General features: G+C 49.3%; 29 protein-coding genes and 2 tRNA genes. 17 read left to right on the top strand and 14 right to left on the bottom strand.

Features of this window, described 5'->3' with window-relative positions:
• Nucleotides 1-95: 95 nt before the first annotated feature.
• The 3 genes from J6J34_RS05285 (at nucleotide 96) to J6J34_RS05275 (ending at nucleotide 2,002) form a co-directional block, all read left to right on the top strand.
• Nucleotides 96-1,280: a pyridoxal phosphate-dependent aminotransferase gene (locus J6J34_RS05285; protein ID WP_301773823.1), complete on the top strand. Its 1,185-nt coding sequence runs from the start codon at nucleotides 96-98 to the stop codon at nucleotides 1,278-1,280.
• A 530-nt stretch (nucleotides 1,281-1,810) separates the two neighbouring features.
• A tRNA-Asn gene (locus J6J34_RS05280) sits at nucleotides 1,811-1,887 on the top strand.
• A gap of 38 nt (nucleotides 1,888-1,925) precedes the next feature.
• A tRNA-Asn gene (locus tag J6J34_RS05275) sits at nucleotides 1,926-2,002 on the top strand.
• A 3-nt stretch (nucleotides 2,003-2,005) separates the two neighbouring features.
• On the opposite strand, the gene J6J34_RS05270 is transcribed toward J6J34_RS05275, so the two are convergent.
• Together J6J34_RS05270 and J6J34_RS05265 are read right to left on the bottom strand one after the other, a co-directional pair.
• Nucleotides 2,006-3,082, bottom strand: coding sequence for a glycosyltransferase family protein (locus J6J34_RS05270; protein WP_301898613.1), 1,077 nt, complete (start codon nucleotides 3,080-3,082; stop codon nucleotides 2,006-2,008).
• A 14-nt stretch (nucleotides 3,083-3,096) separates the two neighbouring features.
• On the bottom strand, nucleotides 3,097-3,621 hold the full coding sequence (locus tag J6J34_RS05265; protein WP_301835797.1) for a phosphatase PAP2 family protein: 525 nt from the start codon (nucleotides 3,619-3,621) through the stop codon (nucleotides 3,097-3,099).
• Between the two features lie 176 nt (nucleotides 3,622-3,797).
• Here J6J34_RS05265 and rsxA point away from each other — a divergent pair, with 176 nt between their 5' ends.
• Genes rsxA through J6J34_RS05215 form a run of 10 tightly spaced genes read left to right on the top strand, consistent with a single transcriptional unit; the run spans nucleotide 3,798 to nucleotide 11,268 of the window.
• Nucleotides 3,798-4,382 (top strand): electron transport complex subunit RsxA, encoded by a 585-nt coding sequence (gene rsxA / locus J6J34_RS05260; protein WP_126761478.1) that lies wholly within the window; start codon nucleotides 3,798-3,800, stop codon nucleotides 4,380-4,382.
• The gene (rsxB, locus tag J6J34_RS05255; protein ID WP_301720070.1) at nucleotides 4,379-4,942 is read left to right on the top strand and encodes an electron transport complex subunit RsxB; all 564 of its coding nucleotides are present in this window, start codon (nucleotides 4,379-4,381) and stop codon (nucleotides 4,940-4,942) included. The genes rsxA and rsxB overlap by 4 nt, the downstream gene beginning before the upstream one ends.
• Complete coding sequence (gene rsxC / locus J6J34_RS05250) at nucleotides 4,942-6,549, top strand: electron transport complex subunit RsxC (protein WP_301773818.1); 1,608 nt, start codon at nucleotides 4,942-4,944, stop codon at nucleotides 6,547-6,549. Before rsxB ends, rsxC begins: the two co-directional genes overlap by 1 nt.
• Complete coding sequence (rsxD, locus tag J6J34_RS05245) at nucleotides 6,546-7,604, top strand: electron transport complex subunit RsxD (RefSeq protein ID WP_301720068.1); 1,059 nt, start codon at nucleotides 6,546-6,548, stop codon at nucleotides 7,602-7,604. Before rsxC ends, rsxD begins: the two co-directional genes overlap by 4 nt.
• Complete coding sequence (gene rsxG / locus J6J34_RS05240) at nucleotides 7,601-8,236, top strand: electron transport complex subunit RsxG (protein WP_301898612.1); 636 nt, start codon at nucleotides 7,601-7,603, stop codon at nucleotides 8,234-8,236. Before rsxD ends, rsxG begins: the two co-directional genes overlap by 4 nt.
• A complete protein-coding gene (locus J6J34_RS05235; RefSeq protein ID WP_301720066.1) occupies nucleotides 8,233-8,919 on the top strand; it encodes an electron transport complex subunit E in 687 nt (228 codons plus the stop codon). The genes rsxG and J6J34_RS05235 overlap by 4 nt, the downstream gene beginning before the upstream one ends.
• A gap of 15 nt (nucleotides 8,920-8,934) precedes the next feature.
• The gene (gene nth / locus J6J34_RS05230) at nucleotides 8,935-9,573 is read left to right on the top strand and encodes an endonuclease III (protein WP_301720065.1); all 639 of its coding nucleotides are present in this window, start codon (nucleotides 8,935-8,937) and stop codon (nucleotides 9,571-9,573) included.
• Nucleotides 9,574-9,610: 37 nt separating this feature from the next.
• Complete coding sequence (gene gloA, locus J6J34_RS05225) at nucleotides 9,611-10,009, top strand: lactoylglutathione lyase (RefSeq protein ID WP_301720064.1); 399 nt, start codon at nucleotides 9,611-9,613, stop codon at nucleotides 10,007-10,009.
• Complete coding sequence (gene rnt, locus J6J34_RS05220; RefSeq protein WP_301720063.1) at nucleotides 10,006-10,653, top strand: ribonuclease T; 648 nt, start codon at nucleotides 10,006-10,008, stop codon at nucleotides 10,651-10,653. The genes gloA and rnt overlap by 4 nt, the downstream gene beginning before the upstream one ends.
• 3 nt (nucleotides 10,654-10,656) lie before the next feature.
• The gene (locus J6J34_RS05215) at nucleotides 10,657-11,268 is read left to right on the top strand and encodes a DUF2238 domain-containing protein (protein ID WP_301720062.1); all 612 of its coding nucleotides are present in this window, start codon (nucleotides 10,657-10,659) and stop codon (nucleotides 11,266-11,268) included.
• On the opposite strand, the gene J6J34_RS05210 is transcribed toward J6J34_RS05215, so the two are convergent.
• The 4 genes from J6J34_RS05210 to J6J34_RS05195 form a co-directional block, all read right to left on the bottom strand.
• Nucleotides 11,255-11,548 carry a HigA family addiction module antitoxin gene (locus J6J34_RS05210; RefSeq protein ID WP_301898706.1) on the bottom strand — a complete coding sequence of 98 codons (294 nt, stop codon included), beginning with the start codon at nucleotides 11,546-11,548 and terminating at the stop codon, nucleotides 11,255-11,257. The two genes, J6J34_RS05215 and J6J34_RS05210, sit on opposite strands and share 14 nt — an antisense overlap.
• Before the next feature lie 2 nt (nucleotides 11,549-11,550).
• On the bottom strand, nucleotides 11,551-11,829 hold the full coding sequence (locus tag J6J34_RS05205; protein WP_301720060.1) for a type II toxin-antitoxin system RelE/ParE family toxin: 279 nt from the start codon (nucleotides 11,827-11,829) through the stop codon (nucleotides 11,551-11,553).
• Nucleotides 11,830-12,009: 180 nt separating this feature from the next.
• Nucleotides 12,010-12,189 carry a DUF6435 family protein gene (locus J6J34_RS05200; protein ID WP_335342627.1) on the bottom strand — a complete coding sequence of 60 codons (180 nt, stop codon included), beginning with the start codon at nucleotides 12,187-12,189 and terminating at the stop codon, nucleotides 12,010-12,012.
• Between the two features lie 65 nt (nucleotides 12,190-12,254).
• On the bottom strand, nucleotides 12,255-12,692 hold the full coding sequence (locus tag J6J34_RS05195; RefSeq protein WP_301898611.1) for a nucleoside deaminase: 438 nt from the start codon (nucleotides 12,690-12,692) through the stop codon (nucleotides 12,255-12,257).
• A 176-nt stretch (nucleotides 12,693-12,868) separates the two neighbouring features.
• On the opposite strand from J6J34_RS05195, the gene J6J34_RS05190 reads away from it, so the two are divergent.
• Complete coding sequence (locus tag J6J34_RS05190; RefSeq protein ID WP_301898610.1) at nucleotides 12,869-13,198, top strand: DUF1330 domain-containing protein; 330 nt, start codon at nucleotides 12,869-12,871, stop codon at nucleotides 13,196-13,198.
• A gap of 33 nt (nucleotides 13,199-13,231) precedes the next feature.
• On the opposite strand, the gene J6J34_RS05185 is transcribed toward J6J34_RS05190, so the two are convergent.
• The 7 genes from J6J34_RS05185 to J6J34_RS05155 form a co-directional block, all read right to left on the bottom strand.
• On the bottom strand, nucleotides 13,232-14,512 hold the full coding sequence (locus J6J34_RS05185) for an MFS transporter (RefSeq protein ID WP_301898609.1): 1,281 nt from the start codon (nucleotides 14,510-14,512) through the stop codon (nucleotides 13,232-13,234).
• A 149-nt stretch (nucleotides 14,513-14,661) separates the two neighbouring features.
• The gene (locus J6J34_RS05180; protein ID WP_301898608.1) at nucleotides 14,662-15,861 is read right to left on the bottom strand and encodes a serine hydrolase domain-containing protein; all 1,200 of its coding nucleotides are present in this window, start codon (nucleotides 15,859-15,861) and stop codon (nucleotides 14,662-14,664) included.
• A 443-nt stretch (nucleotides 15,862-16,304) separates the two neighbouring features.
• The gene (locus J6J34_RS05175; protein WP_301898607.1) at nucleotides 16,305-18,047 is read right to left on the bottom strand and encodes a DUF4209 domain-containing protein; all 1,743 of its coding nucleotides are present in this window, start codon (nucleotides 18,045-18,047) and stop codon (nucleotides 16,305-16,307) included.
• A gap of 104 nt (nucleotides 18,048-18,151) precedes the next feature.
• Nucleotides 18,152-19,024, bottom strand: a complete 873-nt coding sequence (locus tag J6J34_RS05170) for a TIR domain-containing protein (RefSeq protein WP_301898606.1) — start codon at nucleotides 19,022-19,024, stop codon at nucleotides 18,152-18,154.
• Nucleotides 19,025-19,466: 442 nt separating this feature from the next.
• The gene (locus J6J34_RS05165; RefSeq protein WP_301898605.1) at nucleotides 19,467-20,051 is read right to left on the bottom strand and encodes a hypothetical protein; all 585 of its coding nucleotides are present in this window, start codon (nucleotides 20,049-20,051) and stop codon (nucleotides 19,467-19,469) included.
• Nucleotides 20,052-20,168: 117 nt separating this feature from the next.
• Nucleotides 20,169-20,486 (bottom strand): hypothetical protein, encoded by a 318-nt coding sequence (locus J6J34_RS05160; RefSeq protein ID WP_301898604.1) that lies wholly within the window; start codon nucleotides 20,484-20,486, stop codon nucleotides 20,169-20,171.
• Nucleotides 20,487-20,676: 190 nt separating this feature from the next.
• Nucleotides 20,677-21,015, bottom strand: coding sequence for a thioredoxin family protein (locus J6J34_RS05155; RefSeq protein ID WP_301898603.1), 339 nt, complete (start codon nucleotides 21,013-21,015; stop codon nucleotides 20,677-20,679).
• 395 nt (nucleotides 21,016-21,410) lie between these two features.
• Between J6J34_RS05155 and J6J34_RS05150 the strand changes: the two genes are divergently transcribed.
• A complete protein-coding gene (locus J6J34_RS05150) occupies nucleotides 21,411-24,182 on the top strand; it encodes a sensor domain-containing phosphodiesterase (RefSeq protein ID WP_301898602.1) in 2,772 nt (923 codons plus the stop codon).
• Between the two features lie 70 nt (nucleotides 24,183-24,252).
• On the opposite strand, the gene J6J34_RS05145 is transcribed toward J6J34_RS05150, so the two are convergent.
• Nucleotides 24,253-25,539, bottom strand: a complete 1,287-nt coding sequence (locus tag J6J34_RS05145; RefSeq protein WP_301720047.1) for a DEAD/DEAH box helicase — start codon at nucleotides 25,537-25,539, stop codon at nucleotides 24,253-24,255.
• Nucleotides 25,540-25,831: 292 nt separating this feature from the next.
• Here J6J34_RS05145 and J6J34_RS05140 point away from each other — a divergent pair, with 292 nt between their 5' ends.
• Together J6J34_RS05140 and J6J34_RS12505 are read left to right on the top strand one after the other, a co-directional pair.
• Nucleotides 25,832-26,224 carry a hypothetical protein gene (locus J6J34_RS05140; protein ID WP_301898601.1) on the top strand — a complete coding sequence of 131 codons (393 nt, stop codon included), beginning with the start codon at nucleotides 25,832-25,834 and terminating at the stop codon, nucleotides 26,222-26,224.
• A 147-nt stretch (nucleotides 26,225-26,371) separates the two neighbouring features.
• The gene (locus J6J34_RS12505) at nucleotides 26,372-26,806 is read left to right on the top strand and encodes an HNH endonuclease (RefSeq protein WP_418055281.1); all 435 of its coding nucleotides are present in this window, start codon (nucleotides 26,372-26,374) and stop codon (nucleotides 26,804-26,806) included.
• The last annotated feature ends 23 nt before the right edge of the window (nucleotides 26,807-26,829 follow it).

The following is a 26,829-nucleotide window of genomic DNA, read 5'->3' as shown; positions in this document are numbered from 1 at the left end:
CAAAAAAGAATGGCCTGACCTCAGCGCCGATCATGGACATAAAAAGCGAAGGATCATATAGTAATGACCTTCATTTTGATCCACAGGAACGTGCCGTGAACTACCCATTATCCGATCGCATCAACGCAATACAACCTTCTCCAACACTCGCTGTGTCGCAAAAAGCCGCCGAGTTAAAAGCTGCGGGCCATGATGTTATTGGCCTTGGCGTTGGCGAGCCGGACTTCGATACCCCGGAGTTTATTAAAGACGCAGCCAAAGCTGCTATCGATGCAGGTCATACCAAGTACACGGCTGTGGATGGCATCACCGAGCTCAAGCAGGCGGTGATTGACAAGTTCAAACGTGATAACGACCTCACCTACAAGTTATCCGAGATCCTGATTTCTGCCGGCGGTAAGCACAGTATCTTTAACCTGTTAAGCGCCTGGCTAAATCCTGGCGATGAAGTGCTGGTTCCAGCTCCTTATTGGGTCTCGTATCCAGACATGGCAAAACTGGTCGGTGCTGAACCCAAGTTCATTCAGGCAGGTATTGAACAGCGCTATAAAATTACCCCGGAACAACTTGCTGCTGCGATTACACCGAAAACACGCCTGCTGTTTCTTAACAGCCCGTCTAATCCAACCGGTACCGCCTACACCAAAGAGGAACTGGCGGCGCTGGCCGAAGTGCTGCGTGAGCATCCGCAAATTCTGATCGCCAGTGACGATATGTACGAGCACATTCTGTGGGCCGACTTCCCGTTTGCCAATATCGCCATGGCAGCGCCAGATTTGCAGGACCGCATTATCCTGCTCTCGGGCGTATCTAAAGCTTATGCCATGACCGGTTGGCGTATCGGCTACGCAGCAGGCCCGGCACCTATCATTGCGGCGATGAAGAAAATGCAATCACAGAGTACTTCGAATCCTGCCAGCATCAGTCAGCATGCAGCACTGGCCGCCCTCACTGGCGATCAAAGCTGTATTACCGAAATGGTCCGCGCGTTTAAGCTGCGCCACGACTATCTGGTAAATGCCCTGAACGCAATTCCGGGCATGCGCTGCATTGAAGGCGACGGTACCTTCTACACCTTCGCCAATATTGAAGTAATGATGGCCGATAAAGGTTTGGCCGATGATGTTGAATGGTGCGAAGCGCTGTTGAAAGAAAATAAAGTGGCGTTGGTGCCAGGTTCAGCATTCGGTGCGCCAGGACATTGCCGACTTTCTTTTGCAACGGATTTAGCGACACTCGAAGAGGCTGTTGCACGTATTACGGAATTCGCTAACAAGTAGAAGCCTTGTTCTACTTAGAATTTATTAGTTTAAAGGCCCGCAACCGGTTCGGTTTGCGGGCCTTTTTTGAGCCAAAAATTCACCACATGAATGAAGAAATGCACAACCCTTGTCGATTCAGTGTACAGCTAAAAATAAATAAAAAAATAATTTAGGGGTAGATCCGCAGTTTATCTCAACCTACTGTTTATAAAGAACTTATTTTTATAAACTCAAATTTTAATCAGCTCCGCAATCGCTCGCTACACAGCGTGATTTAAGGCTTCTCACATATCTGCCCACAAGGTTATCCACAGATTTAGTGGATAAGATCTGCTAGCCCATGACTGGCGTGACTTTGCCCTCACTGTGGATAACCGACAGCGATTGCGCATTATGCGTTATGTTATAGTGACCGTCATTTCGGTGGCTTGACAAAAAGTAATTTTTGCAGCCGTGAACAGAAAACGCGCAAACGCGCATTTTTACTATTGACAGGCCGCGCAGGCACCTTTAACATTCGCTCCCGTTGTTAGATGAGTTCGATGAGTTCCCCAGTAGCTCAGTTGGTTAGAGCGGTGGACTGTTAATCCATGTGTCGTTGGTTCGAATCCAACCTGGGGAGCCAACTCTCATCCTCACTAACACTATCCATACCCTTGCGATTCCCCAGTAGCTCAGTTGGTTAGAGCGGTGGACTGTTAATCCATGTGTCGTTGGTTCGAATCCAACCTGGGGAGCCAAAACTAGCTTCTCTGTAAACGCAAATCACTCCGTAATAGATCACGATAATCACTTTGATCCGCCTGCCGCCATAAGCGCCGGCTCAACTCCGCTACCGACTGTTCTGCACCACCAGCAAGCCAGACCGCAATTTCACTGGCGACATCAGGCCAAAAGCACTGCTTCGGTTCCGTAAGGGCGAACCAGTCCGTTAAGCCTTGCGGTGTCAGTTCGTTTAGTTGCGTTGCTAAGCCAAGCTCGGCCAAACAGCGGGCATTAGCAAGTTGCTCAAACTGACCGCCCAGCGGCCGCACCAGCAGCTTTTTACCGTACGCGAGAGCTTCACAGCTGGTTTCGAAGCCAGCATTGCTAATGACTCCTCCAGCTTTGACAAATTGTTCGGCGAAGCGCTGCCGTGATGGTGGGTAGTAATCAATGCCCGCAATCTTCTGCCGCTTCGCATCTGGATGAAACACACTAAAGCGGTAGTGTGGGAATTTTGCTAACAGCCGATGCACACTGACCAACGACTCAAACGGTAAGTACACCAAGTAATGGTCTTCCTCTACCTGCCCTGCCAGCGCCCGGTGATGCACGATAGGTGGCAAAATATGATTGCCATCTGCAACCCAGTGCATGCCGACCACATCTGTTGCCGGTGCGAACCAGCGGATCAGCTGTTGATACAACCAGGGCAAACGCAGGCTTTGTGTACGTTTGTAGAACGCATACTGCCGACCCATGCCTATGCAGCGCTTATTTTGCCGGCGCGCGGCCCAGGCGACCACCGGCTCGTAGTCAGTAACGACCAGATCATACGGACTCAGGTCGAGTTCAGTGACATCGCGCCAGAATTGTTTCCAGTCGTTTTGCGATAGGGTTTTGCGCACGTCAATCTGGCCTTTTTGTACCGCAAAGGACAGCCCTTTGCGCCACTGCCAGTTTGGAAATGCCTCCATGTCGAAGAAATGCTCAGGAGCGCGCCCGGAAACCAGATAGTCAACCTCGACCGAGGGGTGCTGCTGCAATGCTTCTGCAAGCGCCGTACAACGACTTAAATGGCCATTTCCAGTGCCTTGGATACCCAGTAATATCTTCATCAGTAAAGCTCCAGTTAATTCGTGAACAGCAATGCCAGGTAGGCTAAGGTGGTGCCTAAGATGGCACCGGCGCCAATATCTCCCGGATAATGAACACCCAGTAAAACGCGTGAAATTCCAACCATGCTCGCCCAGGTGATCCAGAGCGGTGTCCAGGCGGGATAGAAACTGCTGGCAATGCCAGCGAATAAAAATGCGGCGGTAGTATGGCCCGAGGGAAAACTAAATTGGTCGTGAGCCTGTATCACCGAGGTGATGGAGAGTGTCTGATAGGGCCGGGGACGTTTTAAGCAGCGTTTGATCGCGATAAATAAGGGAATTTCAATACTGAAACCGATCGCGAGAGCCAGGGAAAATGATCCGCCCGACTCTGGCGCCGTAGCACTTAGCAAGAAGGCGATAAGCGCGTAACAGTAGCCGTCCCCTGAACGCGACACTAAGCGTATCCAGCTGTGCCGCTGAAAGCGCTGCGACCGTGCACAACACCAGCAGAACCAGAGTTGGTCGTAACGACTCAACGTAGCTAACCAGCGAACCATAACAGGCTCCTTCGTTCCTGTTGTTGCCGCTAATTTACGCCGACAAAATGGCAGATTTGCTACACCACCATGAAGATTCGGTGACAAACTCAAATAACACTACAGTCTATCGGTTGTTTCAAAGCGCTAAACATTCGATAATACGCAAGATTTAATAGCAAACTTGGGCGATTCAAATGGGTGAGTATTTGCTACTTCTGGTAGCGACAGTACTGGTCAATAATTTTGTCTTGGTGAAATTCCTCGGTTTATGCCCTTTCATGGGGGTCTCAAACAAGCTGGAAACCGCCATTGGTATGTCCGCGGCAACCACCTTTGTGCTGACGCTGGCATCGGTGTGCAGCTACCTGGTCAATCATTATTTACTGGCGCCTTTTGACTTGCTTGCTTTGCAGACCCTGAGTTTCATTCTGGTAATTGCCGTAGTGGTGCAATTCACCGAAATGGTCGTGCATAAAACCAGCCCGACGCTGTACCGGTTACTGGGCATTTTCTTACCCTTGATCACCACCAACTGTGCGGTGCTGGGTGTGGCGTTACTAAATATTAATGAACAGCATAACTTTATTGAGTCCATTGTTTATGGATTTGGTGCGGCCATCGGTTTTTCTCTGGTTCTTATTTTGTTCTCTGCCTTACGCGAGCGTCTGGCCGCAGCTGATGTCCCTCTGCCCTTTAAAGGCGCAGCGGTGGGCATGATCACTGCGGGACTGATGTCGTTAGCGTTTATGGGCTTTAGTGGATTGGTGACCTTGTCATGAGCATTGTTACTGCGCTGATCGCAATTGGCGTACTGGCGCTGATCTTTGGTTTGGTGCTCGGCTTTGCCGCGGTGCGGTTCCGGGTGGAAAGCGATCCCATCGTTGACCAGATCGATTCCATATTACCGCAAACCCAGTGTGGCCAGTGCGGCTATCCGGGCTGTCGGCCTTATGCGGAGGCAATTGCCAACGGTGATGACATTAATAAATGTCCTCCAGGCGGTGAAGCCACCATCAAAGCCCTGGCTGACTTATTAGGTGTTGAGGCTAAACCTCTCGATGCTGCACACGGTGTCGAAGACGTCAAAAAGGTTGCTGTGATTCGCGAAGACGAATGCATTGGTTGCACCAAGTGCATCCAGGCCTGCCCGGTGGATGCCATCCTGGGCTCTGCCAAGCACATGCACACGGTCATTGCCCACGAATGCACAGGCTGTGACCTGTGTGTCGAGCCCTGCCCTGTCGATTGTATCGACATGGTGGCCCTGCCCACCCGTCCGGAAAACTGGCAGTGGGATATGCAACAAATTCCTGTGCAAATTGTGGAGGCGAAGTCCTGATGTCCGCAGCTTCTAAAAAAGCTATCGAAGCAGGTCAAATCTGGTCCTTTCCGGGCGGCATTCATCCGCCGGAGCGCAAAGAGCTATCCAACCAGTCCCCCATTCGCCAGATGCCGCTGGCGGCAAGTTATATGGTGCCGATCAAACAGCACATAGGTGCGCCCGGTGAGATCTGCGTTGCCGTTGGCGACACTGTCTTGCGCGGACAGCCACTGACACAGTCGCAAACCGGTCAAGGCTTACCGGTGCATGCCCCCACCTCTGGCACCGTCACAGCCATTGGTCCGGGTCGTATTGCGCACCCGTCCGGGATGGCAGACGTGGTCATTCGCATTCGCGCCGACGGCAGAGATGATGCCATGCCGGCTCAGGGGCTGACCGACTACACTCAGGTTTCTCCGGCTGAACTGCTCGATACCATTCGCCTGGCAGGCGTGGCTGGCTTAGGTGGCGCAGGCTTCCCGACGGCGCAAAAGCTGGCCCTGCAACGCCCTATTGATTACCTGATTATTAATGGCGTGGAATGTGAACCCTACATCAGCGCCGACGACCGACTGATGCGCGAGCATGCCGAAACCATCATTGATGGCTCTGAGATACTGCTGCATCTGGCGGGGTGTGACAAAGGCCTGATTGCCATTGAAGACAACAAGCCCGAAGCCATCGCGGTCATGAAAGAAGCCCTCGCCGACCACCCGCATTTTAGTTTGCGCGTAGTCCCAACCAAATACCCTTCAGGTGGCGAGAAACAACTGATCCAGATGCTCACCGGGCGCCAGGTGCCGAGCCGTGGACTGCCGATTGATATCGGTCTGATCATGCAAAACGTCGGCACAGCTTACGCGGTCAGCCGCGCTGTTCGTCACGGCGAAGCCCTGACGGAACGGGTGGTGACGGTGACTGGCGAGGCTGTTGCTAAGCCCGGCAACTACTGGGTTCGTATCGGCACACCGGTTGCCCATGTATTGCACCAGGCAGGCTTTCAGGCCACTGGCGAAGAACAACGAGTGATCATGGGCGGTCCGATGATGGGCTTTACCCTGCCCGATGTGGACGTGCCGGTGGTCAAAATCACCAACTGCCTGCTGATCCCAAGTGTTACCGAACTGGCTCCAGCGCAACAGGAAATGGCCTGTATCCGTTGTGGTGCCTGCTCCGATGTTTGTCCTGCAGAACTGCTGCCACAGCAATTGCAGTGGCTGGCCAAAGCCAAAGACCATGACGGCCTTGAGCAACAAAACCTGTTCGACTGTATTGAATGCGGTGCCTGCGCCTATGTCTGCCCCAGCGAGATACCCTTGGTGCATTATTACCGCAAGGCCAAGGCCGAAATCCGCAACATCGCCCGTGAAAAAGCCAAAGCTGAGATTGCGCGCGAGCGTTTCGAGGCACGTAATGAGCGGCTTGAGCGAGAAAAAGAGGAACGCTTAGAGCGCCATCGTAAAGCTGCTGAAGCGCGTAAAAAAGCCCAGGCCGAGCAAGTCAAAGCCGGTGGCGAGAATCCGCAGGACGCAGTCCAGGCGGCAATTGCCCGTGCCAAAGCTCGCAAAGCAGCGCAGCAGAAAGCCGCTGCTGAGAATCAGTCATCGAACGAGGACAACTCATGACCTTCAAACTTGCTGCGTCGCCGCACAGCCATCAACGCCGCACCACGCAACAGGTCATGCGTTGGGTTTACCTGGCCTTGATTCCCGGCGTAATGACGCTGATTTACTTCTTTGGCTGGGGCGTGATCTGGCAGCTGTTACTGGCCATTGCCACGGCCTGGACGGCTGAAGCTCTGTGTATGATGCTGCGCGGCCGTCCGGTTGAATCGGCCTGGCGCGACCATACCGCGTTGGTGACAGCGGTGTTGCTGGCGATCAGTATTCCCGGCTTTGCGCCCTGGTGGATTATCGTCATAGGTACCGCTTTCTCAATTATTATCGTCAAGCATGTTTATGGCGGCGTGGGTCAGAACATTTTCAACCCTGCCATGGCCGGTTACGTAGTGCTGCTGATAAGCTTCCCCGTGCAAATGACCAGCTGGCCGTTACCGGTGCAGCTCAGTCAGGTTGATCTCAGCTTTCTTGATAGCGCGGTACTGATTTTCACCGGCTACACACCAAGCGGCTACGATATTGAACAGCTGCGTATGGGTGCTGACGGCATGACCATGGCCACGCCCCTGGACAGCCTGCGTACCGCACTCAATCATCAGCTCACCATTGACGAAGCACTGCAGCAACCCATCTTTGGTAGCTTTGCCGGCCTCGGCTGGCAGTGGGTCAATGCCGCCTTTTTGCTCGGCGGACTCGTGTTATTAAAAGTACGGGTGATCAGCTGGCACATCCCGGTCGGTATGCTGTTGGGTCTTGCGGTTCCCGCCGCGCTGGCCTGGCTGTTCAGCCCTGACCAAAGTGTGTCGCCGGTGTTGCATCTGTTTAGCGGCGCGACCATGCTCGGCGCCTTCTTTATCGCGACGGATCCCGTCACTGCGGCAACGTCGAAGCGCGGGCGTCTGTATTTTGGCCTGCTAATCGGCTTCTTAGTCTTTGCGATTCGCACCTGGGGCGGCTACCCCGATGCGGTAGCCTTCGCGGTCCTGCTCGCCAATATGACCGTGCCGATCATCGATAAATACACGCAGCCAGTGGTATATGGCCATGGAGGACGCACATGATTGCTCGTAGTATGCAACGCAACGGACTCATTCTGGCCGCTTTCGCTGTAGTGGCGACTCTGCTGGTGATGCTGACGGCACGGCTGACTGCCGAGCCGATCGCCCGCGAGCAGCAACGCGAACTGCTACAGGTCTTGAATCAATTGATTCCGGCGCAGGCGCACGACAACGATTTGTACGCCAGTTGCCGTTTAATCGAGGCGCCGGAGCTGGCCACTGGGCCAACGCCTATGTATCTGGCTACTCAAGACGGCCAACCTGCCGCAGCTGCTATTGAAGTGGTGGCGCCGAATGGCTATTCCGGTGGCATTCGTTTGCTGGTGGCCATGAACTGGGATAACACTGTGGCCGGCGTACGGGTGCTGCAGCATCAGGAAACACCTGGTTTAGGTGATAAAATTGAACGCCGTAAAAGTGACTGGATCACCAGCTTCGAAGGCATGACAGTGACCGGCCCGGATGACCAGCGCTGGGCCGTACAACGCGACGGCGGTGTCTTTGATCAGTTTACCGGTGCTACTATTACCCCAAGGGCAGTGGTGCAGGCGGTAGCACGAACAGTGACCGCTTTTAAACGCAACAAAGACCAATGGCGCCAACAAACCCTTGAGTGTGGAGGCCAATCGTCATGAATTATAAAGAAATTACCTGGCAAGGACTCTGGGAAAATAACCCGGCACTGGTGCAGCTACTCGGCTTGTGCCCGCTGCTGGCCGTAACCGCGACCGTTACCAACGCCTTAGGCTTAGGATTAGCGACCTTACTGGTGCTGATCGGCTCCAACATCACCGTGTCTCTGGTCCGCGAGTGGGTGCCAAAGGAAATCCGTATTCCGGTATTTGTGATGGTCATTGCCACCTTTGTCACCGTCATCCAGTTACTGATGAACGCCTATGTGTATGGCTTGTACCAGTCACTGGGTATTTTTATTCCACTGATTGTTACCAACTGTGCCATTATCGGTCGCGCGGAAGCCTTTGCCTCGAAGAATCCATGGCGCCGCTCCGCCTATGACGGCTTAATGATGGGTCTTGGTTTTACGCTGGTGCTGGTGGTTCTCGGTGGCATCCGCGAAGTGCTCGGCAACGGCACCTTATTTGATGGTGCCGAATTATTATTGGGCGATTGGGCCGCTGCTCTGCGTATTGAGCTGTTTGCTGTAGATTACCCCTTACTGCTGGCGATCTTGCCACCGGGCGCATTTATCGCCATGGGCTTTATTATCGCCATCAAAAATGCCATTGACCATTACCGCGAACAGCGCGCCACCAAGCCGGCGAAAGAAGTCACGCGGGTGCGAGTCACGGCTCAATAAGCGTTAAGCAAAACTATGAATAAACAAAAACGTATAGAGATACTAAAACGCCTGCGGGAGAACAATCCAAACCCCACTACGGAGCTTGAATTCGATTCAAGCTTTGAGCTGTTGATTGCGGTTATGCTCTCAGCGCAGGCCACCGATGTCGGTGTCAACAAAGCCACGCGTAAGCTTTTCCCTGCCGCCAACACTCCTGCAGCTATGTTGGAGCTTGGTGTCGATGGCGTTAAAGACTACATTAAGACCATTGGCTTATTTAATGCCAAAGCCGAAAATGTCATCAAAACCTGTAAGATTCTGGTCGACAAACACGACGGCGAAGTGCCCGAAGACCGTGCCGCCTTAGAAGCTCTGCCGGGCGTTGGCCGTAAGACCGCCAACGTGGTGCTCAATACCGCCTTCGGTTGGCCGACCATTGCCGTGGATACCCATATCTTTCGCGTTTCCAACCGGACCAAATTTGCCACGGGTAAAACCGTACGGGCGGTAGAAGATAAACTGGAAAAAGTGATCCCCGCCGAATTTAAGGTGGATGCGCATCACTGGTTTATTCTGCACGGCCGGTACACCTGTATCGCCCGTAAACCACGCTGCGGCAGCTGTATTATTGAAGACTTATGCGAGTATAAAGATAAAACGTCGGACGACTAAGTTCCGACACTGAATTCAGATAAGTAAGGAGTACGCTATGCGAATGCTACACACCATGTTACGTGTCGGCGACCTGGACCGCTCCATCAAGTTTTACACTGAACTGATGGGTATGAAACTGCTGCGCCAGAAAGACAACGAAGAGTACACTTACACCCTGGCGTTCGTCGGTTATGGCGATGAAAAAGACCACACGGTGCTTGAGCTGACCTACAACTGGGACCAAAGCGAATATGATCTCGGCGAAGGTTTTGGCCACATCGCCATTGGCGTCGACGACATTTATGCCTTATGCGAAGACTTAGAAGACAAAGGTGCTGACGTGTACCGCAAGCCTGGTCCGGTCAAAGGTGGTAAGACTGTGATCGCCTTCGTCCGCGATCCGGACGGCTACGCCATTGAGCTAATTGAACGTAAAGAAAGCGACGATTTATGAGCGAGCCCGGACCGAGCTTAATGAAGCAGCGTTTCCGTGGCTACCTGCCCGTGGTCATCGATGTTGAAACCGCTGGGTTTAACGCCAATACGGATGCGCTGCTGGAAATTGCCGCCGTCACCCTGGAGTTCGATGAAGAGGGCTGGCTGCACCCGGCCGAACGTATTCATTACCACGTCGCCCCCTTTGACGGCGCCAACATCGAGCAGGCCGCGATCGACTTTAACGGTATCGACCCCCACTCGCCGCTGCGCGGTGCTGTGCCGGAAGACGAAGCCTTAAAGGAAATGTTTAAACCGATCCGCAAAGCACAAAAAGAAGCGGGCTGTCAGCGCTGCGTGCTGGTCGGTCATAATGCGACCTTCGATTTAGGCTTCCTCATGGCTGCCGCCGAGCGTAGCGCGCTAAAACGTAATCCGTTTCATCCGTTTGTCACCTTCGATACCGCTGCGCTGGCAGCGCTCACGCTGGGTCAGACGGTACTCATTAAAGCTTGTCAGGAAGCCGGTATCGCTTTCGATAGTAAACAAGCACACTCGGCCTTGTACGATACCGAACGCACCGCAGAGCTGTTCTGCTGGATGGTTAACCGCTACAAAAACGTGGGTGGCTGGCCGCTAAACCCGCAGCCTTCTAAGGACTAAACAATGACCACATCAGGCAATTCCTGGCAGTACCGAATCCCACATTTTCTCGCTGTCATTATTATTGCCACCATGGTGTGGTCCTACATTAACCCGGCGGATGTTACTGTCTGGTGGGCCGAAATGGTGCCGATCATCGCCATATTTGCAGGATTATTGGCAACTTTCGGCAAGTTTCGCTTCAGTAATACCAGTTACTTGCTAATGAGTGTGCTGCTCATTCTGCATACCATTGGCGCCCATTACACATTTGCCAATGTTCCTTTTGACTGGATCACCGACTTCTTCGGCTTCGAGCGCAATCACTACGATCGCATCGCTCACTTTAGTGTCGGTTTTTATGCCTACCCGGCAGCTGAGTTACTGGTTCGCAAACAGTGGGCACGACCGGTCACTGCCGTGTTCTTCGGCCTGTTTTTCATTATGGCCGTGGCTGCTGCTTATGAAATTATCGAATGGCAGTTCGCCGTCATCGAAGGCGGCAACGCCGGCATCGAATTCCTCGGATCTCAGGGTGACGTCTGGGATGCCCAGAAAGATATGCTGGCCGACACCTTAGGTGCGATTTTAGCCTTGGTACTGTTCGGCTTTTCTCGCTGGGTTAAACCGCGCTGAAGTCGATAGGCTGGACGTTTTCGAGTTGTGTCTTACCAGCAGCATGCCAGAGATCATAGGTGTGCTGCATTGCCAGCCAGCTCTCTGGGCTTCGCCCTACCGCTTTTGAAAGTCGCAATGCCATTTCCGGACTCACGCCGCTTTGGCCCTTCAAAATACGATTGAGCGTCGAAGGTGCGACGTTTAGTTTACCCGCTAAATACCGACAACTCAGCTTATACGGCACCATATACGTCGCAGAAATAAACTCCCCCGGATGAGCGGGGTTATGCATGACCATCATTAATGATAATCCTCGTAGTTCAGCAAATAAACATTGCCGGCTCGAAACTCGAACGTTAATCGCCAATTGCCGCTAACCTTGATAGACCACCTATGTGAACTTTCGCCTTTCAGACGGTGTAAACGATAACCAGGTAACTGTAGATCAGTGATGAATAAAGCTGTATCCAGAGCAACAAGCTGCATTCGTAATCTGGCGGCATGTTTATATTGAATTCCCGCGGTGCTACCTGTTCGATAGAACTCCGCTAAACCTTTGTGCTTTATTGTGAGGATCATAGTTTAATGTTGCGCGTTGCGCAACACAACAATGCTATATTGATGCAGCTGCGCTGATCTAAGGTAATTAAATCTTAACTAAATCAAGCAACTCTAAATATGGGGTGAACATTTATATAGAAGTAATTTATTCCCAAAGCCAGCCGTGGGATATCGGCGCGGTAAACCCGCGCCTATGGTTTACTTCTGTTCTGCTTCCATCGCCTGGATCTTCTTCCAAAGATCGTCGGCTTCTTGGGTAATTCCTAAACTGCCGCGGATATCACCATTGCGTTGCATTTCCATGGCTTTTTGCTGAAGTTGCTGCAACTGTTTACGCATTTTCTTGGTTGGGTTCGACTTAAATAATCCAAACATCATGGTTTCCCCTTAAGAGTTTGGATTAGTTACGCTAAAACCCTCGCAATAGTTCGCTAGCTGCAACACTATTCGCCGATATCTTCAAACCAGAGCTCGGGCTTGTCGTTGATAAATGTTGTCATCAGCTCGATACAGGTTGGGTCCTGCAACACCTCAACTTTAACGCCAGCGGCGCGCAGGCGTTCTTCAGCGCCCATAAAGGTCTGGTTTTCACCCACCACGACGTGCGGGATGCCGTACAACTCAATGGCACCTGAACACATACAGCAAGGTGAGAGCGTGGTGTAAATCACGCACTCTTTGTAAACGGACGCCGACTGCCGTCCAGCATCAGCAAAGGCATCCATTTCGCCATGCAGAATAGGGCTGCCGCTTTGCACACGACGATTATGCCCGCGACCAATAATCTTACCCTGATGCACAAGGACCGAGCCAATCGGCACACCGCCCTCTTCCAGTCCTTTTTTCGCCTCGTCGATGGCGGCTTGCATGAAATTGTCCATTTGCGGTGCTTTCTCCTTTAATTCATTTTGATAAGAATACTGTGCAAAATCATAGCCCAACATAGCGCGACACTTAAAATAGATCGAGCAGTATATTGCCAACGCTGATTTACGTTAATGCGACAGGCTCATGAATTATAGGTATCATCGAACAAAACCAACAAGGAGCTTCACCCATGCCTGTTTATGCGCTTAATCTTTTTGATATTGCGAACAAAGACGAATACCTCGCCTATGCACGTCGTTCTGCGAAAGAAGTTGAAGCCCACGGCGGCAAAGTGATCTCTCTCGGCAAGTTCAGAGAAGCCGCACAAGGCGACATTACCCCGCGCAACGTGCTGATACTGGTTGAGTGGGAGTCAAAGGAAGCGTTCGAGAGTTACTGCGATGATCCTGCGCTTGCCGATCTGCACCCGCATCGCGAGAACGGCACCAGCAACTACATCTGGCACCTGTTTGATAAGCTCGATGATTTGCGGCCATTGTTGAAAGTTAGCGATGAATGAAAGATAGCGATAAATGATAGCAGCGAGCGAGCATCACGACTCACCTTTATTGTCCTCTTGCTCAATGCTCGCCGTCTCCAGCGGCTCCCCTTCTTCATCCTGAAGCTGATAGTCAAAGGCCGCTTGCAGGCCGGTCTCATCTTCAGGTATACCCGTCTCCTCTTCACTATGGCCAGGATAAAATGGCGATATCAGCGCGATAACAATCCCCACCGCTGCAAAGATAGAGAAACTTTCGGCATAACCAAGCTCACCGACGAGCACGCCGACCAGAGGCGCCCCTGCTGCCTGGCCTAAGGCACACGCCAAAAAGGGCAACACAGGTCCCATCGACACACGTCCCGGCAATAAGCGAATACCCGTCATTAAGTAAAGTCCGGTTAAACTCATATAGGACAGGCCAAAGATAAAGGCTGAAAAAACAGCAAGATAGACTTGACTTGGGCTGGCGGCCAACAAAGTTAAACTGGTGGTTAACATCATCAGCATGAGTGCGTGCGTAATAGCAGGATTATTTCTGTCTGCGAGGTCACTGACAATTGCTCCGCCTAAGCCTGCAATACCTAATGCCAACCATAACCAACCACTTTGGCTGGATGATAATGAGCCCAAATTGGTGGCTAAATCCGGCGCAAACGTCCAGTAAGCTGAAGCAATAAAGCCCATGGCGAAAGCAAACAAGGCTAGCTTTAACAGACGCCACCACTGCCTAACGGTAATTTTGGGGGGCGGCGCTGCATTTGCGGGAGTGAGCCTGGAAATCGAGGGAATCAAATACCAGGCAAGAACAACACCAAGAATGGCTATTAGCGTGAATGATAAATAGGCATAGCGCCATGCACCGACTAAAAATAGGACAGCCGGCACAGAGAGCACGACACCAACGCTAGTCCCCGCATTCATGACTGAGCTGACGCGCCCATGGATAGAACGATCGACCAACGCCTGCATAGCCGAGGTTAACGCTGGCATCATTAATCCGGTACAGATCCCACAGGCGAAGACTCCTATGCCGAGACTAATCGGCCCAGTGGCCTGACTAATGAGAGCCAGACCGAGAACACTAAACGAAGCAGATAAAACAGTGGTATTGCGTGCGCCAAAATACTTGGTGACTAAGGGGGCAACTAAACTGACGATGACGAAACTGATCAAAGGAAGCGCGGCGATAACACCGATGGTATTAGCGCTCATGCCAAGGTCATCGCGTATTTGCGGTATGAACAAACCAAACGCAAAGCGAGCTAAACCAAAGCTTATGGCAATGAGGATAGCGCCGATCAGCGCAAAGCGCATGCCTGAGATTTGTGCCATCCTCCCCTCCTAAGTTGTTCCTCGGAAGTGGCAGTGTTCGTTGAGTTCATAGTGACGCGCTCTCATAACGAAGGGCTTGCACTAGTTATAGTTTGCGGCTCACAACACTGCAATGTCTCAATTCAAGTTACCTCCATTACCTCGAGCGCTTACAGGTGACGTAGAACCTCGATTTGCTGTTTCGCATGCTCGGTTGCAGAAGCCGGAAACTGTTGAACGATGTACTCGTACAGCTTTATCGCTTGTGCTGCGCGGCCGCGCTGCTCGTCAGCCAAATAATCAGCAGTCTTGGTCAGCTCGCGAAGTTCATCAGAGAAATCGTAAATCTCACGCTCGTTGCTGGAGATATCGACATACCACTGCATGGCGTTTTCATAGCCATCATAGAAGATGCGGGTCCGAAGATTCATGTAGATAGAGGCTAGCGGAACGCTATATTCATTGCCTCGCAAAATAGCATCGATAGCGTTGGTCAAACTGCCAACATTGAAGTTCTTATTATTGGTCAGCAATAGCACCGTAAACTGCTCACCAGGGTTGTGATACAAAGAGGATTCAAAATTATAGCTGGAGCCATGGTGATAATGGTAAACCAAGGTTTCGCCATCAAAAAGACTATGCCCTAGTGGCGTTTGCTCACCGTTGTAGCCAGTGAATAGCTCAAACAGCGAGTCTTTGCTGATCAACTGGTACGAGTGCAGGCCTTGCACCCAACGGTATAAATCCTTAGCTGTCAGTTGCACCCAGCCTGACATATAAGGGGTGTAGTCGTCTTCGATGAACCTGTTATTAAATGCTTTGGCGAACTTTTCAGCGTCAGCCGCCAGATCGATTGCAGCGGAATCCATCGCAAGTGGCGCGAGCATGTACTGTTCAACGAATTCGTTAAACGATGTACCTGAGACTTTTTCGACAATGCGCTTACGCAAAAACACGTTGTGGTTGTTATAGCCGTATACTGTGCCCGGCTCAAAGTCGAGTTGTTCCAATGTCTGCAGAAACTGCCACACGTCATCATCCAGCGGTTCTGTTGGATAATCTGGCGCAGGCAACCCGCTGGTGTATTGGATAAGGTTGCGGATGCTCACACGCTCAGACCATGGCGGCAGTTCAGGGAAGTAATCAGAAACTTTGTCGTCCAGTGACAACTTGCCTTGCTCTTTGAGCATCATCAGGGCGACGCCATCGAACTCTTTTGCCATGGAGCCAATGTTGAAACGTAAATCCATTGCCAACGTTTGCTTTTGACTGCCGTCGGCAAAACCTATGGCGTTTTCGTAAACGATAGTACCTTTCTCGGCCACCAGCACATTACCGTTAAAAATACCACGCGCATGCGCTTCATTCATGAGTGCATGTACTTTCTCAGCTTTGCTTTGCGCGAACGCACTGCCGCTTGCAAGAAGACACGCAAGCAGTGCTATCAATAGACTTTTCATTATTTTTGTTGCCTGATTTGATAAAAAATTGTGAGCACTCTATCAGAAAAGTCTACAGCAACTGGTAAGGCCTGCCCCCCCCCAACTTGAGTGACCACACCCTCGGAGGCATTTCGCCCAAACAATTAACGCGAGCGGTTCATTAATTCTACGGATAACTGCTGCTTAAAATGGGGGGTTACAGTTGAGTCCGCTTTCAAAGCTTCCCAACATTGCCGGTTGCGAGGGGAGTCGCGTTCGGTTGGCTAGTTTGTGAAAACCTAGGTCTGTATTGTGCCAAGAGTGAACGTTAACGCCGTGCTCTGCGGCAATTTTGTAGCGCAGCGTAAAAATTGTCCGCCAGCAGCATTTTGTTAGGCATTATTCTCTCTGACCTGAGCCAAGCAAAGGACTACGTGCATGATTCTATCTGCCGTGGAATAATTAAATGCACTTACCGGGCTGATTCCGTGACATACGTCATTTCGCATATTCCAACCACGTTGGTCAGTAAGTAGCATCCTGTAATAGAACGATGAATCAGTACCAAAACAGTGTTCTACCCTTTCGTCTCTTAGTAAATCGTCAAACGTCCTCAACTGTAGCCCACCCTGCCTATTCTTCCTTAAAGTAGCGCCCCCCATTAACTCCACTAACGTTCGAATAGCTGCCTCTGCCTGGGGAACCAGTATATGTATTGCAGAGATATAATCCTCGGCGAGGTAAGCTTGGATACCAGCATCAATAAGATCCTTTTTAGACTCTTCGAATATAGGTGACTGAAATATATATTCGGTCAATTCTTGAACGTCAAATTTGTAAACTTCAGAAGCTTTGCTAAATGAATGCCTGAGAAAAAATGAGTCAATATTCATATTTTGTGAAAGCTGGTGAATAACATTGCCTTCTAGATCTTCTTCTATTCCTCCAATCGTCGCCACAGGTCTTCCCTTGTGGTCCTGCAGTGTCTTCGTAAACAAATATGTCAATGGATGATTTTTTGCCAGATCCAAGACCTGCTGTTCTACTTGACCCTTCTTCGGAATAAATTGCGCTGCAATTCTACTAAGTGTTTTATGAAGCCCACCTTCCGTCATCGAAGCTAGATATGCTTCTAATTTTTCCTTGGGAATCTCCATACTATGAGAGAATTCTTGCATACTCTCTACGACACCTGGCCCTACCTCAGATATCTTCTTCGAAACGCGCTCTGCGTTTTCGATCATGTTGAAGCCTATATAAATGTCGTGCACATGTTGGAGCCAAGAGGAGACCTGAATTGGAGCCAAGCCATCACACGCATCTTCAAAACACTTTCCAACAACTCCAATCACTCGAGTGACATCGTCGTTCATTCCCTTGCTACGATAATAAGTGGCTAAGGGGATAGCCGCCGATTCACTCACCCATGGTGAATGCCTTTTGGAGACACGTGTTAAACGGGACTCGAGATCATCCACAAGCTTCTGCTCTTGTGCCTCAGACAAATTCCTATATTTACCTAAAACAAAAAGCTCAAAGCAAAACCCCCAAAGGCCCGCCTTATCATCTTCAGCAATTCTGTCTTCTAATTTAATCGCGCTTTCAACACACCTTTCTGCCAATTCTCTGTTATTCAGTGCAGTCGCAACTTTGAAAGCCCTAGTAATTTTCGTTATTGCTTCGGTTGGGTGTTTGCAGAAATCGTTATCAGTCACATCAAGAAGTGCATTTACATAGTCAATAGCAATCCTATAGTCAGGCTTTTTGCCCACGGCAGTTTCAGAGAGGTCCCAAACAAGCCCAGCATAGCGAGCTTTCATCAATTGATTATTGGTTTCTTGTGACCTCCTTTTCCAATGCTCAATAATTTCTTTGGTTACCAATGCAATACTGGGACTTTCATACGCTTTACCGTCATCCCCTACCCAAACCATCATAGGCCCAAAATATGTGCCCCAGCCATTTGGCTTATCCAAATATTCTTCGCAGAACCCAAACGCAATTCGTTCGGCTATGGCCTTTGGACTTTGATCATTTTCGGTAGCACGATTTATTTTTGACAAAATAGAATGCTCGCTAGTTGACTCCTTAGAATGATCCAACTCTTCCATTAATCTGACTAGCTCTTCATTCATGATAGCTCCTCGTTGAAGTTGCCTAACGCCGCCAGCACGCGCGGCTTTGTAGTGGAGACGAAGCCGCAACGGAAAAGCCGTCGCCGTGACTGGCCTTGTTAAGCTCAAATAACTTTATTCATATCAACCGGGTATTCCGCGGCTCTTAGCTCTTTGGCCAGTTCAATTTTCCAGTTCCCACCATCCATTGGTGTGTATACCACGCCCGAAATATCATTAGGAGTCTCGACATCACCTTTTACTAATGAGCAAACTCGAGATCGACCAAGCTTGCCAATTAGGAATCCATGCTCGAATACTACGTTTTGGCGCGCCCTACCTTGAAAGGATGCTTCTTCACTATTCTTTTTTCCAACATCGCAGGGAGTATAAATCACAATGCCAAAACCAACATCTGAGTAAGATTCGATTTTCTCGATAATCGTTTTACTTCCACTGGCCTGCTCATGGAGGATGATCGGTGTGAATCCTATTCTCTCTATAAATCTGGCAACCTCCAGCTTAGCCTCGCTATCATGACCGTGAACTACGAATATTTTCGATTTATCAAGAGGTACGGCAGGCTTTATTTTGTTTACTATAGATGAATCAATTGATACTGATTCTGGTATCAACTCAAGCCTTTCAATGATGGAATCTAAACGATGTACTTTTTCATCAATCTCGTTAAAGTGATCAGATACTTTTTCAGCAAAGTGGCGCCCTCCTACCACTATACCACCTCCCGCCCAACTGCTATATTCCTCGTAGAGCTCGTCCGAAGTAAATAACCGTCTTAGAAGCTCATTATTAAAAGAATCCCATTTTTCATACGCTTTTTCTTCGCTATCTAGTTCCTGTTGGTTATTTATCGATTTGGAACGTAACGTTTTACCTTGATCTATTCTAACTTGGAGTTTTTCCTTCGCTTTTTCTCTGGGAGCAGCCAGCTCCAAGGGCTTTTTATCTTCAGAAGTAGGTTTTTTTTTTCTTGCCATTGTTTGCTCCAATCTCGAAGTAGCTTAACATTTGTATATTGTGCGTGCGCATTTAGAAACTCGTCCAATCGATAGCTTTCGGCTTTTAACTTACTGATCAAGCAGGCATTCCTGACTTGAAAGGTTCCGAGTTAGCAAAGGCAATTTGAGCATGTTCAGTTAAACTCTAACGGGCACACACTATCTAACTTTGATTTTTCGTTAAATCTATATCATTGACAATAAATAACTTAAATCCACAGCCCAACATAAAAACGAGCGATATTGCGGAGATAAGTGTGCCGAGCCTGATTCGCGTCATCCTCAGTTATTAATGGTAGGCACAAACGTCACTAGTTGAATTGGATAAAAAGTCTGAAGGTCCGCTCTTCGCTCATTACTGACCTTCGGCTGGTTTGGAGCGCAACGGAAAACCAGTCCGACAATATGCACTTGTAAGTTTTCATGATAGACGACCTTTGCGGTCTAAAACTTTAATCAATTCTTTAAACGCATTAGCACATCGAACATGAGAAGATGCATTGTAACTGTTTTCAAATTCTCGACCGTCTAAAAGAAATAGGTGCATATTATTTCGCATATCCCAAACCCAGTTGAGCTCGTCATGTAATGACTGAGTAATAATGTCACTTTTTAGCAGGTATTCGGTTCTTTTTTTGAATGAGCGCTGTTTGCCTACAATACCTGTCAAGTAATCAGAAAGTATTCCCTCCATTAGTGCGCCACCAAGGAATATAAACATTTTTATCAACATGTCTTTAGCTGTGGCTGCTATATCAGTCCGAACCAATAACCAGAGAATGCTATCTGTTAAAATTAAGGTATATGACAAGTTTGCCTTCAAGTCTTCAGAGCGAACAAACTTGAGCCTATTTCGCTGTTCACTGGCAGTTCTGAGGTAGCCACGAGGAAAGCGTACTTTTGCGTCCGAACGATTTTTGCGCCCACAAAAATCCTGTATTTCTTGAAGGAGTACGCCAGCCTTCTTAACCGCTATCGCTAATTCTTCATCCGTTTCTATAGCCATCCCACTTCCTGTAAACTAACAGATTATTTTACCGACCATGCAAGGTCGTGTTCCCTACATGCTAGATTACCTTGTACACTCATAAAGTCTAATGTCGCCTATTGCTCAAACCCGCCATTACCGCCGGGCCTGCCTTGACTCAATCTCCACGACTTTACTGCCAGAAAAAAGTACTGTGACGTAATGCTCGCCGCCGATATCGCCACGAACGATGTAGGACCAAGCTTCGGCTGAAACTCCACCACGACCGTTTCCGCTATTGACGCCGACGGATTGCCAATTGCGCCTGTCGGGGTTACCAATTTTGTCCACGACCTCAATTTTGGTCATACCACAACGGATCAGATCGCCACCCTTGATCCGAAATGAACAACTTTCTGCGGGGGTTGAATAAAAAGCCAGGATGCTAGCAAGAACAATTAAAAAACGCTGCACGACAAACTCTCCATGTAAGCCTTAAAAACAGAACATTAACTTTTTAATTACATGGTTGCAATTAGACAAAGCTCATAATTCTTAACTGACACCAGAAGTAGCCAGAAGCGTACGTTAGCGTCCGTGTTTCACGGCTGACTTCAAGTGCCGCAAAAAATCAAACCGAAAATACACGCCTCCTCACGGGCTCTTAGCTGAGGTTCGACATCAACTGGCGAACCTCGTCAGCGCGCAATGGCCTCACCACACGATCCACTTCCTTGCCGTCGCGCAGGAGTATCAGTGTCGGCCAAAGCTTTACTTTGAACGCCCGGCCAAGTCGTTTGCCCTTGCCGTCATAGATTTTAATGTGGCGCAGCTCTGGGTGTTCAGAGACAACTTCTGTTATTGCAGGGGCTGCAGCCTTACAGTGTCCACACCAGGGAGCTCCGAATTCCAGTAAAACGTCGCCGGACAACTCGCTGACTTCTGCAAATGTAAATGTTTCTTCTGCGTAATCAGAATTTGAACTTATGTCCTTGATGCTCATGCTAGTTATGCCCCGCTATGTTTGAACGATTCCTCAATGAGCTAAATCGTAACTTGCTGAGATAGTTTACTGAGAAAGTTTAGCCGTCGATGGTAAAAATAATACTGTATTCCACTCAAGACCAGGATAAAACATTGATTTTTATTTTATTAATCCAAGCAAGAATAACCCTTCATTTAACGTGGTTTTATGGCTGCTTGCCGAAAAATAATCGCCAACGTCAGGGAGCTTGTATATGTTAATACAACATTATTTAAAAAAGATTAATCCTTTTACGGAGCCAACTTCGTATCAATAGAGCTTGAGAAAAATAAGTGGATTAGTGGAGCTGGAAGAGCGCATTACTTGCGGTTAAAGAAGTCTCCAGTCCAACTCAGTTGGAAAAGAGAATTTTTATGCAGCAACATTCGTATACCTTCAAGGATGAAGAAGCGTTTAAAAACTTTATTAATGACAACGCTTTGCGCGAACATAGCGGACTATTGCAGATCCTTTCAAGCCGTCGTCGGCAGGAGGTGAAGCCACTTCTTCGTTTGCTCAAAGAGTATCTGCCAGGTTTCTCACTATTTGGTGCGTCCACCGCCGGTGAGATCATTCAGGGTCAGATCGCCGAACAAACTTTGCTACTGAATTTCCTGGTATTCGAACAAGGAACAACGGCCAGCCTCGTCCGTTTAGAGGACCATTCCCCTGCTCAATTATCGGTACTAAAAGATAAATTAGACGGCGTACGACCAGACGTGATGATTATGTTTGCCAATCCCCTGGCGGACTGCCCGGAGAAGTTTGTCACAGAGCTAAAACAGCGCCTCCCCTCAACCATTATTGCCGGCGGTAATGCCGCGGATAATTTTGAGTTTAACGAGACCTACACCATATTGTGCGAACAGGTCTTCACCAGCGGCTCCGTTATGGCTATCTTGTCTGGTGATAACTTAATGGCAAGGCAAGAATCGATAACCGGTTGGAGTGGCGTTGGTCCTCAGTTCACCGTCACCAAAGCTGAAGATAACGTGCTGTATGAACTGGATGATGAGCCTATCTCTCAGATTTACGAAAACTACCTGGGCCAACTTACCTTAGACAACTTACCCATTAGTGTGATGGAGTTTCCTTTCCTGGTTCAGCGACCCAAAATGAGTGTTCTTCGCTCAGCTATTGGCCGGATTGATGATGGTATTGCCTTTGGCGGTAAATTTGAGGTCGGCGACAAAGTTATGCTGTCCTTTGCCGACCCACAGGAGCTGATAAATCAAACACCGGCATATGAAGCGGCACCCGACGTCGCCACACTGATATTCTCTTGTGCTGCCAGAAAGTCGTATCTTGATAGTGATGTCAGTCTTGAAATGTCTAAGGTGGGCCGCAACCTGCAGGCCAGCGGTGGCTTCTTTTTCGGTGAATATTATACCGTGGACAGTGACTTCCACATGCTCAACCTGAGCACGACGCTGCTGTTTTTATCGGAAGGTCAGGAGTTACCTGAAGCGACAACTGACACCACCCAAAAACGTCTTGAACCCAGCGCTTTAAAATCACTAGCGCACCTGTCCAGAACAACGGCCCGCGAGCTGCAAGACACCATTAACTTTCTCGAGCAACAACAAAAAGCGCTTAATTATAATTCCATCGTCTCTATTACAGATACGCAAGGCAAAATCACCTATGTGAACGAAAAATTCGAGGAGGTCAGTGGCTATAGCCGAGATGAGTTAATTGGCAACACTCATGCGCTGGTACGCCACCCTGACACCCCTGATAAGGTGTTCGCTAATTTATGGCGTTCCATTAACAGTGGCAAGCCCTGGAAAGGCCTGATAAAGAATAAACGCAAGAATGGGCGCTCTTATTATGTGCAAACCGCCATTGTCCCCATTATCGGCGAAAACAACCTGATCCAGGAGTTTCTCAGCATCAGAAATGATGTCTCCAATATCGTCGAAGCGCGGCGCACCATCCAGGAACAAAGTCACGACCCGCTGACCGGGCTACCTAATCGGGTGAAACTACTGATGGACCTGCAAAAACAGGAGACCAGTAAAGTCGGCGTTTTTGACGTACGTAATTTGAAAATTATCAATGAATACTGGGGCATAAGCCATGGCGATAAACTGATAAAAAGCATTGCCACTGCCCTGCATAAAGCCGCCAAAAAGTATGACCTCAATGTTTATCATCTCTCTGGTGCATCGTTCAGTATCAGAATGAACGCTGGATGCGATGAATCGCAATTTAATAAAATCTGCGAGGATCTAAAAAACGAGCTGGAAGAAATTGTCTATCAGGTCGATGACGATATACACGAAGTTTTTTTCTGTGTCGGCATAGGCGAGTCTTATGCCAAGTCAATGATCCTGGCAGAGAGTGCCTTGGATGAGGCGAAACACTGCGACTACGGGTCACAGATTGTGGCAAAGACGGAGCAAAACGATGTCAAAGCTTCTTACTTTTGGATTGAAGAGGTCAAGTCGGCATTAAAAGAGGACCGCTTGGTTCCATTTTTTCAGGAAATCAGAGCCGTAAATTGTTCTGAACATAGTCGTAAATTTGAAGCTTTGGCACGGATAAAAATGCCAAACGGTGAAGTTCTGGTTCCCGGGTTATTTCTCGACTCATTGAAAAAAACGCCCTACTACGGCGTGCTCACACGTACCATGTTCAGTAAATCAATGGCAACGCTGGCCATTCATAACTTTAAAATATCTATCAATCTGTCGATACGGGATATCCTTAATGAAGCCACCACCGAATTCATATTAAGGGAGCTCCACCGTAGTGGCGGCGAGCGGGTGATTTTTGAAATTACGGAAAGTGAAGCCATTCAGGAATTTGCCGCAGTAAAAGACTTCTTTGGTAGTCTTCGCGCGGCTGGGGCCGCTATCGCGATCGATGATTTTGGCAGTGGCTACTCGAACTTTGCCTACCTGGTTGAACTTAAGCCTGAGTTTATAAAAATCGACGGCTCAATCATCAAAAAGATTGCTGAGGATGACAGCAGCCGCAAGATAACCAAGAGCATTATCGACATGGCGCATAGCCTTGGTATTAAAACCATCGCCGAGTTCGTTAGTGACGCAGAAATCTATCAAATCCTGGAGTGGCTCAACATCGATTTCGTGCAAGGCTATTACATTTCCAAGCCCAAAGAGAGCCTGGAAGAGATCTAGGATAGTTTCTACCAGCCTGATTTAATGATGCCTGAAGTGCTTCAGCGCACTTCAGGCACAATTTCTAAGCTTAATCACCCTTACGAGGATTGTTTCTACGGCTGGCATCACGGCCTCTGTTGCCGTTGCCACCCGAACGCTTGTTGCCGCCACTACCCTGCGGTTTACGCGGTGCGCGCGGGGCACGTTGACCCTGCTTTGGCGGCGGCGTTTTGCCGGTCAGTTGAACGTCGGCAAAACCTTCCAGTTTGTGCCGTTCTATCGGCTGGCCGATCAGCTTCTCAATGGCTTTTAAGGTTTTAAATTCTTCATCCATCACCAATGAAATCGCATGACCAACCTGCCCTGCACGGCCGGTACGGCCAATGCGGTGCACGTAGTCTTCAGGGACTTGCGGTAGATCGTAATTGATCACGTACGGCAGCTTTTCGATATCGAGTCCACGCGCGGCAATGTCAGTCGCGACCAGCACGTTAACCTTGCCTGATTTGAAGTCCGCTAATGCTTTGGTGCGCGCGCCCTGACTTTTGTTACCGTGAATCGCGGCGGCCAGGAAACCATCGGCGTCGAGCTGCTTCACCAAGCGGTTGGCACCGTGCTTGGTACGTGAAAATACCAGCACTTGCGGTAGATTAAGGTTGCGCAGCAATTGCATCAGCATGCGCGGCTTTTCACTCTTCGCAGCCGCGTACATGATTTGATCGATGCGCTCTGCGGTCGAGTTTGGCGGTGCTACCGAGATTTCTACCGGGTTGTTAACCAGGCTCTTCGCCAGCGTACGGATATCATTGGAGAAGGTCGCCGAGAACATCAGCGTCTGCCGCTTGGCCGGCAACAACTTAATAATTTTCTTAATGTCGTGGATGAAGCCCATGTCGAGCATGCGATCAGCTTCATCAAGCACTAACACGTCTAATTTCGGGAAGCGCACGGCGTTCTGCTGGTACAGGTCCATCAAACGACCTGGTGTGGCGACGAGGATGTCCACGCCTTTACGCAGCTTCATCATCTGCGGATTAATTTTCACACCGCCAAAGACGACCGCGTAGTTTAACGACAGGCCAGCACCGTAGGTTGCAACACTCTCCCCCACCTGCGCCGCGAGTTCGCGCGTCGGCGTAAGGATCAGTACCCGCGCCGTGTTGGGTTTGGCGCGCTCGCCATCTTTGAGCTTTTCTAAAATCGGTAAGGTAAAGCCTGCGGTTTTACCCGTTCCTGTTTGTGCCGCAGCCATCACGTCATTACCAGCGAGTACCGCTGGAATCGCTTGCGCTTGAATAGGAGTTGGTTCTGTATAACCTTGACGTGTAAGGGCGGTAAGAATTTCAGGGCAAAGTCCGAGTTCAGAAAAAGTCATGTATAAATGTGCATCCCATTAGTGATAAGAATGCACATTCTACCTTAGTGAGGCGCGCGCTGCAGTTTATTTCATTCGTTGGTGTGCTATCGCGCTGCAAGCAGCACTCTGCTCGGCCCTGTGTCCGCTTTGTTTTCTTTCTCATGGCCGGTTGCTGCCAGCAGCGCCACGCTTATCTCTATAATATTATTGGTTTTTTGCTCTTTTCTTGTCTAATGTTAACTAAGTGATAGGAAATTAGAGCTGTCGTTAGTAGACAAATTTAATTATCGATCTTTATTTGGAGGTGGGTATGAGTAACGAAGAGAATGTACCAACGCAATTTGGTATTTTTTATCCAACGGGTTATATCGTCGTGGCGTTTCCGGAAAAGGACGATGCCTGCAAGGTACAAGAGGATTTAATGACCGGCGGATACGAAGAATCTGAGTGCAAGCTTTACGAAGCCGACAAAATTGCCTCCATAGCGAAAAGCCATCTCGAAGACGCTGGCCCCCTAGCAAAGTTAGGAGCCAGTGATGATTATGAGAAAAAGCACTTAAAAGCCGCAAAAGACGGTTGTACGTTCTTAGTCATCCACGCACCTAATGATGTTGACGTAGAACGTGTCATGCGAGTCGTTCGTCGGGTATCATTTGAATTAGCTCACCGCTACCGACACCTGGCAATCCAAGATCTAAAGTGAGCACTTTAGATTAAGCAAAATGGTCATTACAAAACTGCGCACGGAAATGTGGGGTTCAGAGGTCGGCTCTTATAAGACGATTTTGTTGCCGGTGGTTGCTGAAATACTTGAATAAAGGATAGCTTCTGACTACTATCTTTTTATCAGATGCGGCTAGAGGCTTCGTCTGCCGCCTCTAGTTTGAGACTAATGCGGGTTTTCCTTAACACTTATAAAGGAGAGCTGCATATGTGCTCAAGAACCATTAAGAAAAACCGTCTGAAATCCGCTCAACAACAACGTTTCCGCTGTTATTACTGCGGTCATCCCATGTGGCACCAAAATAATCACGAAAACTTCGCCCGAAAATACCGCGTATCGTTAAAACAAGTTCGGTGGTTTCAATGCACCGCAGAACACATTCAAGCAAGATGTGATGGCGGCAATAACCAATCATCGAATATTGTCGCCGCATGCCGGCTCTGTAATGAACGACGCCACCGCCGACCTGATCCTCTCGATCCCGAAGCGTATCGAGCGCTAGTAACAAAGCGAATTTCTCGGGGGAAATGGCTTCCGAATGCGTTGGTTGATCAATTTTAAAAGTAGTTTTAGCTGTAGATTGA

It is taken from the genome of Pseudidiomarina terrestris (assembly GCF_030466405.1).
In the GTDB taxonomy this organism is placed as follows: domain Bacteria; phylum Pseudomonadota; class Gammaproteobacteria; order Enterobacterales; family Alteromonadaceae; genus Pseudidiomarina; species Pseudidiomarina terrestris.
Note: the sequence above shows the minus strand (reverse complement) of the source record. Positions and strands in the feature narration are given on the sequence as shown.

Coding starts and splice junctions, on each gene's coding strand:
- J6J34_RS05270 (WP_301898613.1), bottom strand. CDS start 3,082: ATGAAGATATTACTGGGTATCCAAGGCACTGGAAATGGCCATTTAAGT.
- J6J34_RS05265 (WP_301835797.1), bottom strand. CDS start 3,621: ATGGTTCGCTGGTTAGCTACGTTGAGTCGTTACGACCAACTCTGGTTC.
- rsxA (WP_126761478.1), top strand. CDS start 3,798: ATGGGTGAGTATTTGCTACTTCTGGTAGCGACAGTACTGGTCAATAAT.
- rsxB (WP_301720070.1), top strand. CDS start 4,379: ATGAGCATTGTTACTGCGCTGATCGCAATTGGCGTACTGGCGCTGATC.
- rsxC (WP_301773818.1), top strand. CDS start 4,942: ATGTCCGCAGCTTCTAAAAAAGCTATCGAAGCAGGTCAAATCTGGTCC.
- rsxD (WP_301720068.1), top strand. CDS start 6,546: ATGACCTTCAAACTTGCTGCGTCGCCGCACAGCCATCAACGCCGCACC.
- rsxG (WP_301898612.1), top strand. CDS start 7,601: ATGATTGCTCGTAGTATGCAACGCAACGGACTCATTCTGGCCGCTTTC.
- J6J34_RS05235 (WP_301720066.1), top strand. CDS start 8,233: ATGAATTATAAAGAAATTACCTGGCAAGGACTCTGGGAAAATAACCCG.
- nth (WP_301720065.1), top strand. CDS start 8,935: ATGAATAAACAAAAACGTATAGAGATACTAAAACGCCTGCGGGAGAAC.
- gloA (WP_301720064.1), top strand. CDS start 9,611: ATGCGAATGCTACACACCATGTTACGTGTCGGCGACCTGGACCGCTCC.
- rnt (WP_301720063.1), top strand. CDS start 10,006: ATGAGCGAGCCCGGACCGAGCTTAATGAAGCAGCGTTTCCGTGGCTAC.
- J6J34_RS05215 (WP_301720062.1), top strand. CDS start 10,657: ATGACCACATCAGGCAATTCCTGGCAGTACCGAATCCCACATTTTCTC.
- J6J34_RS05210 (WP_301898706.1), bottom strand. CDS start 11,548: ATGGTCATGCATAACCCCGCTCATCCGGGGGAGTTTATTTCTGCGACG.
- J6J34_RS05205 (WP_301720060.1), bottom strand. CDS start 11,829: ATGATCCTCACAATAAAGCACAAAGGTTTAGCGGAGTTCTATCGAACA.
- J6J34_RS05200 (WP_335342627.1), bottom strand. CDS start 12,189: ATGATGTTTGGATTATTTAAGTCGAACCCAACCAAGAAAATGCGTAAA.
- J6J34_RS05195 (WP_301898611.1), bottom strand. CDS start 12,692: ATGGACAATTTCATGCAAGCCGCCATCGACGAGGCGAAAAAAGGACTG.
- J6J34_RS05190 (WP_301898610.1), top strand. CDS start 12,869: ATGCCTGTTTATGCGCTTAATCTTTTTGATATTGCGAACAAAGACGAA.
- J6J34_RS05185 (WP_301898609.1), bottom strand. CDS start 14,512: ATGGCACAAATCTCAGGCATGCGCTTTGCGCTGATCGGCGCTATCCTC.
- J6J34_RS05180 (WP_301898608.1), bottom strand. CDS start 15,861: ATGAATGAAGCGCATGCGCGTGGTATTTTTAACGGTAATGTGCTGGTG.
- J6J34_RS05175 (WP_301898607.1), bottom strand. CDS start 18,047: ATGAATGAAGAGCTAGTCAGATTAATGGAAGAGTTGGATCATTCTAAG.
- J6J34_RS05170 (WP_301898606.1), bottom strand. CDS start 19,024: ATGGCAAGAAAAAAAAAACCTACTTCTGAAGATAAAAAGCCCTTGGAG.
- J6J34_RS05165 (WP_301898605.1), bottom strand. CDS start 20,051: ATGGCTATAGAAACGGATGAAGAATTAGCGATAGCGGTTAAGAAGGCT.
- J6J34_RS05155 (WP_301898603.1), bottom strand. CDS start 21,015: ATGAGCATCAAGGACATAAGTTCAAATTCTGATTACGCAGAAGAAACA.
- J6J34_RS05150 (WP_301898602.1), top strand. CDS start 21,411: ATGCAGCAACATTCGTATACCTTCAAGGATGAAGAAGCGTTTAAAAAC.
- J6J34_RS05145 (WP_301720047.1), bottom strand. CDS start 25,539: ATGACTTTTTCTGAACTCGGACTTTGCCCTGAAATTCTTACCGCCCTT.
- J6J34_RS05140 (WP_301898601.1), top strand. CDS start 25,832: ATGAGTAACGAAGAGAATGTACCAACGCAATTTGGTATTTTTTATCCA.
- J6J34_RS12505 (WP_418055281.1), top strand. CDS start 26,372: ATGCGGCTAGAGGCTTCGTCTGCCGCCTCTAGTTTGAGACTAATGCGG.